The sequence below is a fragment of the Geodermatophilus telluris genome, assembly GCF_900102745.1.
Lineage (GTDB): Bacteria > Actinomycetota > Actinomycetes > Mycobacteriales > Geodermatophilaceae > Geodermatophilus > Geodermatophilus telluris.
Genome location: NZ_FMZF01000001.1, coordinates 474,375 through 489,713 on the forward strand (window position 1 = coordinate 474,375; position 15,339 = coordinate 489,713).

Genomic DNA, 15,339 nt, shown 5'->3' on the forward strand with positions numbered 1-15,339 from the left:
GTGTGCTGACCGCGCGATCGGCCGGCCGGGTGGCCGGCGGGCGTCACGGGGTCGTCGGGACCTCGATCTCGCCGTCGACGATCTGCTGGCGGTAGTCGTCGATCTGGTCCTGGATGTCGTCGATCTGCCCGCCCGAGGTGGACAGGCCGACGCCGTCGGCCTCCAGGTCGTAGACGATGTCCGAGCCGCCCTCGATGCTGCCGTCGACGTAGGAGTCGATGTAGGCCGAGACCGCGTTGTCGACCCGCTTGAGCATCGAGGTCATGATCACGGCCTGCAGCGCCGGGTCGTCGACGGTCTGGAACTGGTCGGAGTCGACGCCGATGGCGCGCTTGCCGGCCGCCGCGGCGGCCTGGAAGACGCCCAGGCCCGAGCCGCCCGCCGCGTGGTAGACGATGTCGGCGCCGGCCTCGTACATGCCCTGGGCGACCAGCAGGCCGCGGTCGGGGGCGTTGAAGCCGGAGAAGTCACCGGCCGGCGAGATGTACTGCCGGTCGATGGTGATCTGCGGGTTGACCGCCTGGGCGCCGGCCACGTACCCGGCCTCGAACTTCTGGATCAGCGGGCTCTCGACACCGCCGACGAAGCCGATGTGGTCGGTCTCGGACTTCAGCGCGGCCGCGACACCGGCGAGGAACGAGCCCTGCTCCTCGGCGAAGAGCAGACCGGTGAGGTTGCCGGCGCCGACCTCCTCCGCGGAGGAGTCGATGATCGCGAACTGCGTGTCGGGGTACTGCTCCACGACGTCGCCGATGACCTCACCGTAGGCGAAGCCGACCGCGATGATCGGGTTGTAGCCCTCGTCGGCCAGCTGGGTCAGCAGGTCGGCGCGGTTGGAGGCGTCGGCGTTGGGGCTGAGGTCGCGGAACTCGCCGCCGTGCTCCTCGACGGCGGTCTCGAGCCCGGCCACGGCCGCGTCGTTGAACGAGCGGTCGCCGCGGCCGCCGGTGTCGAAGGCCAGGCCGATGCGCGGCTCGTCGCTGCCGCCCTCCGAGCCGCCACCGCCGCTGCCGCTGCTGGCCTCGTCGCTGGCACAGGCGGCCAGGGCGGTGCTGGCGGCCAGCACCAGCGCCGCGACCTTCATCTTCCGCGCTCGGCGCAAGACGCTCTCCTCTCTGCGGGGACGCCCCGGTCGGGCCGGGTGTCCCGTCGGGGTCCGATGGCGCCGCGTCCGGGAACGGTCCGGCTCGCACCGGACGCGCGAGGCGGCGACTCGCGCACGCTAACCGCGGGTGGCGTCCCCGCCCTCATCCCGGAGGTGGACCGAGACGCGATCGTTGCGAAGACCCACCCGGTCGTGGTCCCGACCACGCTGGCCGCGGCCCCGTACGGCCGGATCGCCCGCCGTCGCGACTAGCGTCCGGCCCGTGCGGCGAGGACCCGGACGGCGGCTGCCGGTGCTGCTCGCCGTCCTGCCGGCCGTGCTGCTGGTCGTGCTGCTGGTCGTGCTCGCCGCCGTGCTGTCCCCCTCCTCCGCGTCCGCCGCGCCGGGGACGGCCGACCCGCGCCCCACGGCCGACCCCGCCGCCCCCACGCCCACCGCCCCGCTGCCCGGCGGCCCGCCGCAGGGGTCGGGTCCCGGTGGCGTCTGCGTGGGCGGAGCGGGCCTGGACACGCGCGGCACGGTGGTGGTCGAGGGCGCTCCCCCGCTGCCCGAGGGACTCGCCGCGGCCGGCTGGCTGGTGGCCGACGCCGGCAGCGGCGACGTCCTGGCCGCGCGCGACCCGCACGGCCGCTACTACCCGGCCAGCACGCTCAAGACGCTGACGCTGCTCACCCTGGCCCACCGGCTCGACCCCGCGACGGTGGTCGACGGCACCGCCGAGGACGAGCAGGTGGAGGGCAGCAAGGTCGGGCTCGTGGCGGGCGGCCACTACCCGGTCTCCCTGCTGTTCCAGGGGCTGGTCATGCAGTCGGGCAACGACGCGGCCAACGCGCTGGCCCGGGCGTTCGGCGGGACCGCGGCCACCGTGGCGGCGATGAACGCCACCGCGCAGGCGCTGGGCGCCTACGACACGGTCGCGGGCTCGCCGTCGGGCCTCGACGTCGCCGGGCAGTCCTCCTCGCCCTACGACCTCGCGCTCTTCTTCCGCGCCCTGGTGGCCGACCCGCTCACCGCCGGCATCCTCCTGACGCCGACGGCGCAGGTTCCCCCCGTCGAGGGCCGCTCGCCCGGCTACCAGATCCAGAACGAGAACCCGCTGTCCGGCTACCCGGGCGGGCTGGGCGGCAAGACCGGGTTCACCGACGCCGCGCGGCACACCTTCGTCACCGCGGCCGAGCGCGACGGGCGGCGGCTGGTGGCCAGCGTGATGGACACCGAGAACCGGCCGCTGCGGGCCGCCGACCAGGCCGCGCTGCTGCTCGACTGGGGCTTCGCCGTCCCCCCGTCGGTCGGTGGGGTGGGCACGCTGGTGCGCTCGGCGGCCGACGTCCCGGTGCCCACGCCCACGCCCACGGCCACCGCGACCCCGGTCCCGAGCGCGACCCCGTCGCCGGTCGCCCCGGCCGGGGTGGCCGCCGGGCCGCCGGAGGCGGAGGACGGCGACGCCGCCCGCGGGGGGTGGGCCGTGGCCCTCGGGACGGCCGCGGTCGCGGTCGCCGCCGCGACGCTCACCGGGCGACGGCGGGCGAGGCGGCGGCCGGCACCGGCGCGGCCCGGACGGCGGGGACCGCCCGCCTGAGCGCCGGGAGGGTCGCCGTCCAGGCGGCGGTGAAGAACGCGAAGCGGACCACCAGGTTGATCCAGACCAGCGTGCCGACGGCGCCGCCGAAGGCCGACGAGGTGACGTTGCCCGAGATCAGCGACAGGTAGAGGCTGCCGAGCAGCTTCATCACCTCGAAGCCGGCGGCGCCGAACAGCGCGCCGGGCAGCAGCAGCCGCAGCGGGTGGGAGATCGAGGGCACCACGCGCAGCAGCCACAGGAACACCAGGACGTCGCCGGCGAAGGCCAGCGCGAGCCCCAGGGCACCGGTGAGGACGGCCAGGCCGGGGGCGCCCTGCACGCCCAGCTGGGCGAGCACCCACGAGGCGGCCTGGGTGGCGAACCCGGTCAGCCCGATGCTGGCCAGCCCGGCCACGCCCAGGGCGACCAGCGCGACGAGGTCGGCGAGGTTGTCCCGCCAGAACTCCGGCTCGTCGGCCTCCCCCTTCCAGATCCGCTCCATGCCGATGCGCAGCTTGTCCATGGCGCGCAGCCCGGCGTAGAGGAAGCCGGCCGCGCCGAGCAGCGTGGTGATCCCGGCCGCGCCGACCGCCGAGCGCAGCTCGCTGACGATCTGCCGGCCGGTGGCGCCCGGGAACGCCTCCCGGACGGCGGTGAACAGCTCCCGCTGCAGCAGCGCGTCGCCGGAGAGCACCAGCGCGATCACCGAGGCGACCAGCAGCAGCACCGGGAACAGCCCGAGGAAGACGAAGTAGGTGACGCCGGCGGCCATCAGGTCGCCCTGGGTGCGGGTGTAGCGGCCCCCGGCGCGGGCGAGGTGGTCCAGCCACGGCCGGCGGCGGCGCTGCCCCTCGACGACGGCGGTGAACCGGTCGCCCAGGCCGGTGACCCGCTCCCACGGGCGGCGCAGCCCGCCGCCCCGGGGTGCCGGGTCGGGCCGCGGCCGGTCGTCGCTGGGGGCACCCACCCGGCCGAGTCTCCCCGTCCGGGGGACGCCGCGCGCGACGCGGTGCCGGGTCAGGAGCGGAACGGCGGGCCGGTGAGCGGGTACTCGCGGGCGACGGCCCAGGCGCCGGCCGGGGTCTGCTCGAACTCGGTGAACGAGGTGACCGGGAACTCCGCGGACAGGTCGGACAGCCCGGTGTAGGCCAGGTCCAGCATGTCGCGGGGGACGTCGTGCGCGACGGTGACGTGCGGGTGGTACGGGAAGGACAGGGCGCGGGTCAGCGGGCCGGAGCGCACGTCGGAGGCGAGCAGCTCGCAGTTGCCGATGCCCTTGGCGACGGCGACGAAGACGACGTCGGAGACCGGGATGAACGTGCCGGTGCCCGACAGGTGCATCTCGAAGGCCGGGTGGCGGGCGGCGACGCGGGCGAGGTGCTCGGTGATCGCCGGCCGGTCGGCGCACGGCACCTCGGTGGGCGGCAGCAGGGTGACGTGCGGCGGGACGAGGGTCGCCTGCGGGTCGCCCACCTTCGACCGCCAGTCGACCAGCACCTGCGCCCACGGCTCGGGGACGGGCACCAGCACCCCGACCACGGACGTCTCCGGCGGCGCCGTCCGGCTGCGCCCGACGAAGGTGTCGTCGTTCACGCGCCCGCTCCCGCCGGGGGGAGGAAGCCGACCCGGTCGTACACCTCGCGCACCGTGCGGCCGGCCACCTCGCGGGCCCGCTCCGCACCGCGCGCGAGCACCCGCTCGAGCTCGGCACGGTCGTCGAGCAACTGCTGCGTGCGCTCCCGGACGGGGGTGACGAACTCGGTGACGACCTCGGCGAGCTCCTTCTTCAGGTCGCCGTAGCCGCGGCCGGCGAAGTGCTGCTCGAGCTCGGCCACCGACCGGCCCGACAGCGCGCTGTGGATGCCGAGCAGGTTGGTGACGCCGGGCTTGCCCTCCGGGTCGGCCACCACCTCGCGGCCGGTGTCGGTGACCGCCGAGCGGATCTTCTTCGCCGTCACCTTCGGGTCGTCGAGCAGGAACACGCAGCCGGCCGGGGGCAGGCTCTTGCTCATCTTCTTCTCCGGCGCCTGCAGGTCGAGCACCTTCGCCGCACCCTCGGGGATGCGGGCGGCGGGGATGGTGAAGGTGTCGCCGAAGCGGCCGTTGAAGCGGGTGGCGATGTCGCGCGTCAGCTCGAGGTGCTGGCGCTGGTCCTCGCCCACGGGGACCTCGTCGGCCTGGTAGACGAGGATGTCGGCGGCCTGCAGCACCGGGTAGGTGAACAGCCCGACCGAGGAGCCCGCCGTCCCCTCGCGCTGGCTCTTGTCCTTGAACTGCGTCATCCGGCTGGCCTCGCCGAAGCGCGCGACGCACTCGAGCACCCACGACAACCGCACGTGCTCGGGGACGTGGCTCTGCACGAACAGCGTGCTGCGCCCGGGGTCGACGCCGAGGGCGAGCAGCTGGGCGGCCGCGGTGAGGGTGTTGCGGCGCAGCTCCTCGGGGTCCCAGTCCATGGTGATCGCGTGCAGGTCGACCACGCAGTAGAAGGCCTCGGCGGTCTCCTGCATCGCCACCCACTGCCGCAGCGCACCCAGGTAGTTGCCGAGGTGGAACGAGCCCGCCGTCGGCTGGATGCCGGAGAGCACACGGGGAAGAGGCACGTCGGCCATCAAACCAGCGGGGCTCAGGCGACCGGCGTGCCGGTGCGCACGTCGTCGCGGGCGGCGTCGAGGACGGCGTCGAGGGCGCTGAGGAACACGTCGTCCTCCTCCGGGGTGCCGACCGTCACCCGGATCCCCTCGCCGGCGAACGGCCGGGTGATCACCCCGCGCGCCTCCAGGGCCGCGGCGGTCGGCGCGCTCGCCTCCCCCAGCGGCAGCCACACGAAGTTCGCCTGGCTGTCGGGCACCTCCAGGCCCCGCTCGCGCAGCGCGGCGGTGAGCCGGTCGCGCTCGGTGACGACGGCGGTGACCCGGCGGGCGACCTCGTCGGCGCTGGCGAGCGCGGCGACGGCGGCGGCCTGGGCGAGGCTCGACACGCTGAAGGGGACGTGCGTGCGGCGGACGGCGTCGGCGACGGCGGGGTGCTCGGTCACCAGGTAGCCCACCCGCAGCCCGGCCAGCCCCCACGCCTTGGAGAACGTCCGCAGCACGGCGACGTTGGGGCGGCCGCGCATCAGCTCCAGACCGTCGGGGACGTCGGGGTCGGTGACGAACTCGCGGTAGGCCTCGTCGAGCACGACCAGCGCCGTCGCGGGCACCCGGTCGAGGAACCGCTCGAGGGCGGCCCGCCGCACCGCCGTCCCCGTGGGGTTGTTCGGGTTGCAGACGAAGACCAGCCGGGTCGTGTCGTCGACGGCGGCGGCGAGCGCGTCGAGGTCGTGCGTGTCGGGCGCGCCGCCGGGGGTGGAGGGGACCAGCGGCACCTGCGTGCTGCGGGCCCCGGCCACCTGGGCGAGCAGCGGGTACATCTCGAAGGACCGCCAGGCGAAGGCCAGCCCGGTGCCGGGGTCGTTGAACGACTGGGCCAGCTGCTGGCACAGCATCACCGCGCCGCAGCCGGGCACCACCTGCTCGGGCGCGACGCCGTAGCGCTCGGCCAGGGCAGCGGTGAGCACCGCGGCGCCGTTGTCGGGGTAGCGGTGGGTCTCCCCCGCCGTCGCCGCCAGCGCCTGCACGACGGCCGGCAGCGGCGGGAAGGGCACCTCGTTGCTCGCCAGCTTCACGGCGCGCTCGACGCCGAGCTCGCGGGCGAGGTCGGCGGGGTTGCGCCCCGGCTTGTAGGCCGGCAGCGCCTGCACCGCCGGACGTGCGCTCACCACGGACGGGTCCTCCCGCGCGACGACTTCTAAGGTGGCCCCGTGCGCGTACTCGTCGCCGGTGGGGCCGGCTACATCGGCAGCGTAGTCACCGCCGTCCTCCTGGAGGGCGGCCACGAGGTCACGGTGCTCGACGACCTGTCGACCGGGCACGCCGACGCGGTGCCCGACGGCGCCCGGTTCGTGCAGGCCAGGCTGCAGGAGTCGGCGCCGGTGCTGGCCGACGTCCGGCCGGAGGCGGTGCTGCACTTCGCGGCCAAGAGCCTCGTCGGCGAGTCGCAGGTGAAGCCGGAGATCTACTGGGAGCACAACGTCGGCGGGTCGCTGGCGCTGCTCGAGGCGATGCGGGCGGTCGACTGCCGGCGGATCGTCTTCTCCTCCACCGCGGCCACCTACGGCGAGCCCGAGCAGGTGCCGATCCGCGAGGACGCGTCGACCCGGCCCACCAACACCTACGGCGCCACCAAGCTCGCCGTCGACGCCATGCTCACCAGCTACGCGGCGGCGTACGACTTCGCCGCGGTGAGCCTGCGCTACTTCAACGTGGCCGGCGCCGCCCACGGCCTCGGCGAGCGGCACACGACCGAGACCCACCTCATCCCGATCGCGCTGCAGGTCGCGGCGGGCCGGCGGGAGTCGATCACCGTCTACGGCGAGGACTACCCGACCCCCGACGGCACCTGCATCCGCGACTACATCCACGTCTCCGACCTCGCCGACGCGCACCTGCTGGCGCTCACCGCCCCGGAGCCGGGCGAGCACCGGGTCTACAACCTGGGCAACGGCACCGGGTTCTCCGTGCAGCAGGTGGTCGACGCCGTCCGCGAGGTGACCGGGCACCCGGTACCGGTCGAGGTCGGTCCCCGGCGGGCCGGCGACCCGGCGCAGCTGGTGGCCGCCAGCGACCGGATCCGCGCCGACCTGGGCTGGACGCCGCGGCACACCGACCTGGCCGGCATCGTGCGCGACGCCTGGGAGGTCGCCCAGCAGCGCGCCGCCGCCCAGGCGTAGGGCCGGAGCCGGAGGGGCCGTCAGCCGCCCTCGGGATCGGCGGCGGCCGGCTCCGGGTCGGGCGCCCGGGTGACCGAGAGGCGGGCGATCCGCCGTCCGTCGAGCTCCTGCACCGTGAGCGTGCGGCCCTCGGCCTCCACCGCGTCCCCGACGTCGGGCAGCCGGCCCAGCTCGGCGAGCACGTACCCGGCGACGGTCTCGTAGGGCCCCTCCGGCAGCCGCACGCCGGTGACCTCGGCGAAGTCGTCGAGGTTGAGCAGCCCGTCGACCTCGTGCGGCCCGCCGGGCTCCTCCTCACCCTCGGGGACGACCTCCGCGTCGTACTCGTCGTAGATCTCCCCGATGACCTCCTCGATGAGGTCCTCGAGGGTGACGATGCCGTCGGTGCCGCCGTACTCGTCGACCACGACCGCCAGGTGGTGGTTCTCCCGGCGCATCTCCGAGAGCGCGGTGAGCACGCCCGCGGTGCCGGGGAGCCGCTTGACCTCGCGGGCCAGGTCGCCGACCGTCGCCGCGCGGCCGGCCGGGTGGCCGGGCAGCAGCAGGTCGCGCACGTGCACGAAGCCGACGACGTCGTCCTGGTCGCGGCCGGTGACCGGGTAGCGCGACCGGCCCGACTCCGCGACCTGCCGCGCCGCGCGGCTGACCGTCGTCGACGCCTCGAGGAACTCGACCTCGGTGCGCGGGGTCATCACCTCCCGGACCTCGCGGTCGCCGGCGCGGAAGACCTCGTCGATGAGCCGGCGCTCGTCGGTGGTCAGCGACTCGTGCGCCGCGACCAGGTCGCGCAGCTCCTCCTGGCTGATCGCCTCGCCGCTGGCCTTCGGGTCGCCGCCGAGCAGGCGCACCAGCACGTTCGTCGACGCCGACAGCAGCCAGATGACCGGGCGGGAGAGCCGCGCGACGGTGTTCAGCGGGCGCGCCACGAGCAGCGAGAAGCCCTCGGCGCGCTGCAGCGCCAGCCGCTTGGGGGTCAGCTCGCCGACCACCAGCGACAGGTAGCTGATCGCGACGGTGACCAGGACGAAGGCCAGGGTGCCGGCCAGGCCCTCCTGCAGGCCCCGCTCGACCAGCCAGTCGGCGAACGGCTGGGACAGGGTGCTGGCACCGAAGGCCGCGGAGAAGAACCCGGCCAGCGTGACCCCCACCTGGACCGCGGACAGGAAGCGGTTGGGGTCGCTGAGCAGGCGCTGCACGGCCCGGCCCCGGCGGCCCCGCTCGGCCAGCGTCCGGACCTGCGACTCGCGCAGCGAGACCAGGGCGATCTCCGCGCCGGCGAAGAACCCGCCGACCAGGACGAAGACGACGACCATGACGGTGTCGAGCCAGACGTCGCTCACCGGCGGCGTGCTCCTCGGTGCTCGGGGACGGCGCCTGGGGTCGACGCCGGTGTCCATGCTGCCGGGGCCGGTCCGGCGTGCCCACACCGGCGCCTGCGGAGGGGGTTCGGAACGCGACCCTGGCGATCACGGTTCGGCTACGGCTAGTCTCCACGAAGTCACACAAGGTGACTTGTCGACACCCGTGAGGACTTCCCCCTCGTGCGCCACCGCTCCGTCTCCCCGCCGCCGCCCCGCCGCGCCGGCCGTCGCGCCGCCCGCCCGACCCCGCTGCGGCGCTCCCGCGGCCGCGGCCTCTGGCGACTGCTGCTGGTCGTCCTGGTCGTCGCCGGGGTCGTCCTGCTCGTCCCGCTGCTGGCCGCCGGCCGGGGCGGGCTGACCGCGGCCGAGTCGGCGGCGACCTCGGCCGGGGTGCCCACCGCGGACGAGCCGCTGACCGGCGTGGTCGAGCTGGGCGTCGACGGGGAGACGACCGCGCCGGAGAGCACCACCCCGGGGACCACCGCGCCGGGGACCACCACCCCGGGGACCACGGCGCCGGGGACCACCGCGCCCGAGGCCTCAGCACCGGGGGCCCCCGCGGCGGGGACGACCGCGCCGGGCACCGCCGCGGCAGACGCCACCGCGCCGGACACCACGGCACCGGACACCACCGCCCCGGCGACGACCCCGGGGTCGTCACCGGCGGGGTCCGCGCCGGCCGCCTCCCCCGCGGGATCGCCGTCCGCGGGGTCGCCGTCAGCCGCCGGCGCGCCGTCCGGTGGGACCCCGTCCCAGCCGGCCGCGGGCGGCACGGCGGCGTCGACCCCGTCGAGCGGCTCCGCGGCGCCGGCAGGCGGCTCCACCGCGGCGCCGGGCACCTCGAGCGCGCCCTCCGCGCCGGGCGGTGCGGTGGCGCAGGCGGCCGTCCCGGCGGGGTCGGCCACGGAGGCCGCGGTGCTGACGCTGGTCAACCGTGAGCGTGCCGCCGCCGGGTGCGCCCCCGTGGTGGCCGACGCGGCGCTGGCCGCCGTCGCCCGGGCGCACAGCGCCGACATGCGCGACCGCGGCTACTTCTCGCACGACACCCCCGAGGGCCTCGACCCCTTCGACCGGGCCCGCGCCGCCGGGGTGACCTACGCGCGGGCGGAGAACATCGCCCAGGGGCAGAGCGACGCGGCCGCGGTGATGGCGGCGTGGATGGGGAGCGCCGGGCACCGCGCCAACATCGTGAACTGCTCGCTGACGAAGCTGGGCGTGGGCGTCGCCGAGGGCTCCCGCGGCCCCTGGTGGACCAAGCTCTTCGGCGCCTGAGGCCTCACCGCGCGAGCGCCCGGGTGACGCGGGCGACCACGGCCTCCGGGTCGCGCCAGGTCGGCAGCGGTCACGAAGACCACCCGCCACCCGGCTGCCGTGAGTCCGTTGAGCCGCCGCCGGTCCCGTCCCAGCTGACCGGGCGCCCCGTGCCAGGCGCCGTCGTACTCCACCGCCAGGCGGTGTCCCGGCCGAGCGAAGTCGACCCGCGCCACGAACTCCCCGACGCTGCGCACCTCGTACTGGGCCACGGGGAGCGGCAACCCCGACCGGTGCAGCAGCAGCCGCAGTCGCGTCTCCGGCGGGGACTCCGCGAGCCCGTCCGCGAGCGCCGCCGCCCGGCGGGCGTGGGCGCTGCCTCGGCGTCTGGGCAGCGCGTCGACCGCGGACCGCACCGCGGCGAGGCCGACCACCCGCGCCCACACCAGGCGGTCGAGCAGCACGACGGCCTCGTCCGTCCCGTCACGCCGGACCAGGTCCACGGCCGTGCGCACGCGACCGGTCCAGCGCAGCCAGGGGCCGTCCCGCACGACGTCGCCGTCCAGCGGAGCGCTGCGGACGACGACGCCGGGACCGGGGGTCCAGCGCACGCCCGGAGGGACGACGACCTCCACCGGGTCCTCCGCCCTGGCCAGGGCGGCCGCGCCCCACAGCGCGGCCGCCGTGAGTCCACCCAGCGCGGCCGGCCGCGGCATCACCAGGCTCACGCCCCTCGCCAGGAGCCGGTGGTCGACGGGGGACGCGGCGTCGGCGTAGACGTCCTGACGCAACCGGCGCCAGGCGCTGCTGCGCAACTGGTCGCGGGTGAGGAGGCCGGCGCCCACGGCCCAGGTGCCGCGGGGGACCCGCCCGTGCAGAGGCGGCGGTCGGTGGGGAGGGACGGGCACCGAGGGAGCCTGCCGGTCGCCGGCCGACCGCCGCTCCCGCCGTCCACAGGCCTGATCACCTCGGGTCGGGAGGGCCCTCAGAGCGCGCGAGGGCCCGCTGGACCCGACGTGATCACCCTCCCGGGACGCAGCACGGCCCCCTCACCCGGGGGCGAGGGGGCCGCGAGACCGCTGCGTCAGGCCATCGCGTCAGGCCATCGCGTCAGGCCATGGCCTTCTGCAGGTTGGTGTCGATGGCCGCCAGGAAGTCCTGGGTGGTCAGCCACGGCTGGTCCTTGCTGATCAGCAGCGCGAGGTCCTTGGTCATCTGGCCGCCCTCGACGGTGTCGATGCAGACCTTCTCCAGGGTCTCGGCGAACCGGGTGACCTCGGGGGTCCCGTCGAGCTTGCCGCGGTGGGCCAGGCCCCGGGTCCAGGCGAAGATCGACGCGATCGGGTTGGTCGAGGTCTCCTTGCCCTGCTGGTGCTGCCGGTAGTGGCGGGTCACCGTGCCGTGGGCGGCCTCGGCCTCGACCGTGCGGCCGTCGGGCGACATGAGCACCGAGGTCATCAGGCCGAGCGAGCCGAAGCCCTGCGCCACGGTGTCGGACTGGACGTCGCCGTCGTAGTTCTTGCACGCCCAGACGTAGCCGCCCTCCCACTTCAGGGACGCCGCGACCATGTCGTCGATCAGCCGGTGCTCGTAGGTGATGCCGGCGGAGTCGAACTTGTCCTTGAACTCGGCCTCGAAGACCTCCTGGAACAGGTCCTTGAACCGGCCGTCGTAGGCCTTGAGGATCGTGTTCTTGGTCGACAGGTACACCGGGTACTGCCGGTTGAGCCCGTAGTTCATCGAGGCGCGGGCGAAGTCGCGGATCGAGTCGTCGAGGTTGTACATCGCCATCGCGACACCGCCGCCGGGCGACTGGAAGACCTCGTGCTCGATCGGCGCCGAGCCGTCCGCGGGCTGGAAGCTGATCGTCAGCGTGCCCTCGCCGGGGAACTTGAAGTCGGTGGCGCGGTACTGGTCGCCGAAGGCGTGACGGCCGACGACGATCGGCTTGGTCCACCCGGGCACCAGCCGCGGCACGTTCTGCATGATGATCGGCTCGCGGAAGATGACGCCGCCGAGGATGTTGCGGATCGTCCCGTTCGGGGAGCGCCACATCTTCTTCAGGCCGAACTCCTCGACCCGCGCCTCGTCCGGGGTGATGGTGGCGCACTTGACGCCCACGCCGTGCTTCTTGATGGCGTTGGCGGAGTCGACGGTGACCTGGTCGTCGGTGGCGTCGCGGTGCTCGATGCCCAGGTCGTAGTACTCCAGGTCCACGTCGAGGTAGGGCAGGATCAGCTGGTCCTTGATGAACTGCCAGATGATCCGGGTCATCTCGTCGCCGTCGAGCTCGACGACGGTGCCCTCGACCTTGATCTTGCTCACGTCAGGCATTCCCTCTCTACAGCTCCGGCCCGTCGGGCCGGAAGTCGGTCACCGGCCGGCCGTCACAGGTCGGCCACGTCGGCCTGCTTGGCGCGCACCGCCTCGGCCGCCTCGCGCAGCCCGGCCAGCTCGCTCTCGGACAGGTCCCCCTCGACCACCCGGCGCACACCCTCGCGCCCGATCTCGGCCTCCACGCCGAGGTAGACGCCGGAGATCCCGTACTCGCCGTCGACCCACGCGCACACGGGCATGACGGCGCCGGAGTCCTCGATGACGGCGCGGGCCATGCGGGCCGCGGCCGCCGACGGCGCGTAGTACGCCGACCCGGTCTTGAGCAGCGCGACGACCTCGGCGCCGCCGTTGCGGGTGCGGTCGACGAGGTGCTCGACGCGGTCGGCGGCGAGCACGTCGGCCAGCGGCTTGCCGTCGACGGTGCAGCGCGAGGGCACCGGCACCATCGTGTCGCCGTGCGAGCCGAGGGTCAGGGTGCGCACCGAGGACACCGGGACGCCGAGCTCCTCGGCGACGTTGTTGGTGAACCGGGCGGTGTCGAGCATCCCGGCCTGGCCCATGACCCGGTTCTTCGGGAACCCGGTGGCCAGCTGCGCCAGGGCGGTCATCTCGTCCAGGGGGTTGGACACCACGATGACGACGGCGTCCGGCGAGGTCTGCGCGACGTTCTCGGCGACCTGGCGGACGATCTTCGCGTTGGTCTCGATGAGGTCCATGCGGCTCATGCCGGGCTTGCGGGGCAGGCCGGCCGTGATCACCACGACGTCGGACCCCTCGGTGCCCTCGTAGGAACCGCCGCCGACCCCGACGACGCGCGTCTCGAAGCCCTCGATGGGGCGGGACTGGTTCATGTCGAGGGCCAGGCCCTCGGGCTTGCCCTCGACGATGTCGGTGAGCACGACGGTCTCGAAGACGTCGTACTCGGCGAGTCGCAGGGCGGTGGTGGAGCCGTAGAAGCCGGCACCGACGACGGTGACCTTGCCGTTCCTGGGCTGCTCTGCCATGGGCGTCAACCTAGCCCCGCGGGCCGGGCGGCGCGCTCCGCGGTCGGTCGCACTCAGCTGTCCCGCACCGTGAGGGTCAGCGCCGTCAGCAGGACGCCGGTCCCCGCCATGAGGACGACGTCGACCGGCCGGCTGCGGACGGCGAGGAAGCCGACCCGGCGCAGCGGCAGGACCAGCCGCAGGCCCGCGGCCCCGACCAGCGCCAGCCCGACGACGAGCAGCCCGCGCCGCCAGTGCTCCAGCGCGACCATCGCCAGCCCCACCGCGACCGCCACCAGCACCGCGAGCAGCGGCAGCTGGCGCAGCAGGCCGGCCAGGAACGGCCGGCGCGTGTAGAGCGGCGGGCGGCTCACGCCGACAGCGCCTCGATGCCGGCGACCCGCTCGGCGGCCAGGACGACGTTCTGCAGCAGCATCGCCCGGGTCATCGGCCCGACGCCGCCCGGGTTGGGCGCCACGAAACCGGCCACCTCGCGGACGTCCGCCGCGACGTCGCCGGCGATCCTCCCGTCCACCCGGCTCACGCCGACGTCGAGCACCGCGGCACCGGGCTTGACCACGTCGGCGCTCACCAGCCCCGGCACGCCGGCCGCGGCGACGACGACGTCGGCGGTGCGCAGGTGCGCGCCCAGGTCGCGGGTGCCCGTGTGGCACAGCGTCACCGTCGCGTTCTCGGTGCGGCGGGTGAGCAGCAGGCCCAGCGGGCGGCCCACGGTGATGCCGCGGCCGACGACGACGACCTCCGCGCCGGCGACCGGGACGCCGAAGCGCCGCAGCAGCTCCACGATGCCGACCGGGGTGCACGGCAGCGGCCCGTCGACGCCGAGGACGAGCCGGCCGAGGTTGACCGGGTGCAGGCCGTCGGCGTCCTTGGCCGGGTCCATCGCCTCGAGGACGGCGTACTCGTCGACCTGCCGCGGTAGGGGGAGCTGGACGATGTAGCCGGTGCACGCCGGGTCGGCGTTGAGCTCGGCGACGACCTCGAGGACGTCGGCCTGCGTGGCCGTCGCCAGCAGCTCCCGCTGGATGCTGGCGATGCCGACCTGGGCGCAGTCGGAGTGCTTGGCGTCGACGTACCAGCGGCTGCCCGGGTCGTCGCCGACGAGCAGCGTGCCCAGGCCCGGGCGGTGGCCGGCCGCGGTCAGCGCGGCGACCCGTGAGGTCAGCTCCTGCCGGATGGTCGCAGCGGTCGCCTTGCCGTCGAGGATCGTCGCGGGCACCCGGACAGTGTGCCGGAGGCGTGCCCGGGGCGGCCCTGCCGGCCCTACCCTCGCAGCCGAGCCCCCGCACCGCCGGCCACGTCAGGAGAGCAGATGACCGAGCGCGACCCGTCCACCCGCCAGGTCGGCGCCGGCGAGCAGGCCGACTGGCGGGAGCACACGACGCCGGGCCTGTCCCCGGTGGGTGGCGGGGCGTCCCCGGCGGGGACCGGCGGGCACGGCTACCCCGGCACGGGCGAGAGCTACTACACGGCGCCGACCTACCCGACCGAGCCCGTCGCCGTCCGCGGGCCGGACTCGCTCGGCGGCCTGCTGTGCATCCTCGCCGGGATCGCCGCCGCGGTGAGCCTGGCGCTGAGCTGGCTGCGCGAGCCGGGCGACATCGGCTGGGACCTCCTCACCCGCGGCCTCGACGAGCTCGGCGGCGGCTTCGGGGAGGTGGTCGACTCCGGCTTCTGGCAGCCGCCGGCCGTCGTCCTCGGTGGCGGGGTGCTGCTCCTGCTGGGCCTGCTCATGTGGCTGCCGGCGCGCACGCACCGCGCCCTGGGCGTGCTGGCGCTGTTCGTCAGCCTCCTCGCCGTCGCCGCGGTGCTGGTGCCGCTGGCCTCGGAGGACTTCGACCCCGGCGCGTTCCGGCTGGGCTTCTGGTTCGCCTGCGCCGTCGGCGTCCTGGGCCTGCTCGGCGCGCTCAAGGCGATGCTCACCGGCCGGCGGTACGCCCGGCGCTGAG

The 15,339-nt window shown here is 75.1% G+C and carries 14 protein-coding genes; 4 read left to right on the forward strand and 10 right to left on the reverse strand.

Annotated features, from left to right (window positions below):
- Positions 1-43: 43 nt before the first annotated feature.
- A complete protein-coding gene (locus tag BLQ97_RS02210; RefSeq protein WP_245691729.1) occupies positions 44-1,102 on the reverse strand; it encodes a BMP family lipoprotein in 1,059 nt (352 codons plus the stop codon).
- Positions 1,103-1,367: 265 nt separating this feature from the next.
- Here BLQ97_RS02210 and BLQ97_RS02220 point away from each other — a divergent pair, with 265 nt between their 5' ends.
- The gene (locus BLQ97_RS02220) at positions 1,368-2,684 is read left to right on the forward strand and encodes a D-alanyl-D-alanine carboxypeptidase family protein (protein WP_245691731.1); all 1,317 of its coding nucleotides are present in this window, start codon (positions 1,368-1,370) and stop codon (positions 2,682-2,684) included.
- Here BLQ97_RS02220 and BLQ97_RS02225 read toward each other — a convergent pair.
- From BLQ97_RS02225 to hisC, 4 genes are read right to left on the reverse strand one after another with little or no spacing between them, the layout of a single operon-like run.
- On the reverse strand, positions 2,614-3,633 hold the full coding sequence (locus tag BLQ97_RS02225; protein WP_245691733.1) for a YihY/virulence factor BrkB family protein: 1,020 nt from the start codon (positions 3,631-3,633) through the stop codon (positions 2,614-2,616). The genes BLQ97_RS02220 and BLQ97_RS02225 overlap by 71 nt on opposite strands.
- Before the next feature lie 50 nt (positions 3,634-3,683).
- Positions 3,684-4,259, reverse strand: a complete 576-nt coding sequence (locus BLQ97_RS02230; protein WP_091362823.1) for a 2'-5' RNA ligase family protein — start codon at positions 4,257-4,259, stop codon at positions 3,684-3,686.
- Positions 4,256-5,278: a tryptophan--tRNA ligase gene (trpS, locus tag BLQ97_RS02235; RefSeq protein WP_091362825.1), complete on the reverse strand. Its 1,023-nt coding sequence runs from the start codon at positions 5,276-5,278 to the stop codon at positions 4,256-4,258. The genes BLQ97_RS02230 and trpS overlap by 4 nt, the downstream gene beginning before the upstream one ends.
- A 14-nt stretch (positions 5,279-5,292) precedes the next feature.
- Complete coding sequence (gene hisC, locus BLQ97_RS02240; RefSeq protein WP_245691735.1) at positions 5,293-6,426, reverse strand: histidinol-phosphate transaminase; 1,134 nt, start codon at positions 6,424-6,426, stop codon at positions 5,293-5,295.
- 42 nt (positions 6,427-6,468) lie between these two features.
- Here hisC and galE point away from each other — a divergent pair, with 42 nt between their 5' ends.
- Positions 6,469-7,437, forward strand: coding sequence for a UDP-glucose 4-epimerase GalE (gene galE, locus BLQ97_RS02245; protein ID WP_091362829.1), 969 nt, complete (start codon positions 6,469-6,471; stop codon positions 7,435-7,437).
- Positions 7,438-7,457: 20 nt separating this feature from the next.
- Here the strand turns inward: galE and BLQ97_RS02250 are convergent, their stop codons facing one another.
- On the reverse strand, positions 7,458-8,777 hold the full coding sequence (locus tag BLQ97_RS02250; protein WP_091362831.1) for a hemolysin family protein: 1,320 nt from the start codon (positions 8,775-8,777) through the stop codon (positions 7,458-7,460).
- A 201-nt stretch (positions 8,778-8,978) separates the two neighbouring features.
- On the opposite strand from BLQ97_RS02250, the gene BLQ97_RS23750 reads away from it, so the two are divergent.
- Positions 8,979-10,070: a CAP domain-containing protein gene (locus BLQ97_RS23750; protein WP_245691737.1), complete on the forward strand. Its 1,092-nt coding sequence runs from the start codon at positions 8,979-8,981 to the stop codon at positions 10,068-10,070.
- Positions 10,071-11,159: 1,089 nt separating this feature from the next.
- On the opposite strand, the gene BLQ97_RS02265 is transcribed toward BLQ97_RS23750, so the two are convergent.
- The 4 genes from BLQ97_RS02265 to BLQ97_RS02280 all read right to left on the reverse strand — a co-directional run bounded on the left by BLQ97_RS02265 (position 11,160) and on the right by BLQ97_RS02280 (position 14,609).
- Entirely contained in the window at positions 11,160-12,374 is a 1,215-nt protein-coding gene (locus tag BLQ97_RS02265; protein ID WP_091362833.1) for an NADP-dependent isocitrate dehydrogenase, read from the reverse strand.
- A 62-nt stretch (positions 12,375-12,436) separates the two neighbouring features.
- Positions 12,437-13,390, reverse strand: coding sequence for a malate dehydrogenase (mdh, locus tag BLQ97_RS02270; protein WP_091362835.1), 954 nt, complete (start codon positions 13,388-13,390; stop codon positions 12,437-12,439).
- A gap of 53 nt (positions 13,391-13,443) precedes the next feature.
- Positions 13,444-13,743: a DUF3017 domain-containing protein gene (locus tag BLQ97_RS02275; RefSeq protein ID WP_091362836.1), complete on the reverse strand. Its 300-nt coding sequence runs from the start codon at positions 13,741-13,743 to the stop codon at positions 13,444-13,446.
- A complete protein-coding gene (locus tag BLQ97_RS02280; protein WP_091362838.1) occupies positions 13,740-14,609 on the reverse strand; it encodes a bifunctional methylenetetrahydrofolate dehydrogenase/methenyltetrahydrofolate cyclohydrolase in 870 nt (289 codons plus the stop codon). The genes BLQ97_RS02275 and BLQ97_RS02280 overlap by 4 nt, the downstream gene beginning before the upstream one ends.
- 93 nt (positions 14,610-14,702) lie before the next feature.
- Between BLQ97_RS02280 and BLQ97_RS02285 the strand changes: the two genes are divergently transcribed.
- A complete protein-coding gene (locus tag BLQ97_RS02285) occupies positions 14,703-15,338 on the forward strand; it encodes a hypothetical protein (RefSeq protein WP_091362839.1) in 636 nt (211 codons plus the stop codon).
- Position 15,339 lies beyond the last annotated feature (1 nt).

Coding starts and splice junctions, on each gene's coding strand:
- trpS (WP_091362825.1), bottom strand. CDS start 5,278: ATGGCCGACGTGCCTCTTCCCCGTGTGCTCTCCGGCATCCAGCCGACG.
- mdh (WP_091362835.1), bottom strand. CDS start 13,390: ATGGCAGAGCAGCCCAGGAACGGCAAGGTCACCGTCGTCGGTGCCGGC.
- BLQ97_RS02285 (WP_091362839.1), top strand. CDS start 14,703: ATGACCGAGCGCGACCCGTCCACCCGCCAGGTCGGCGCCGGCGAGCAG.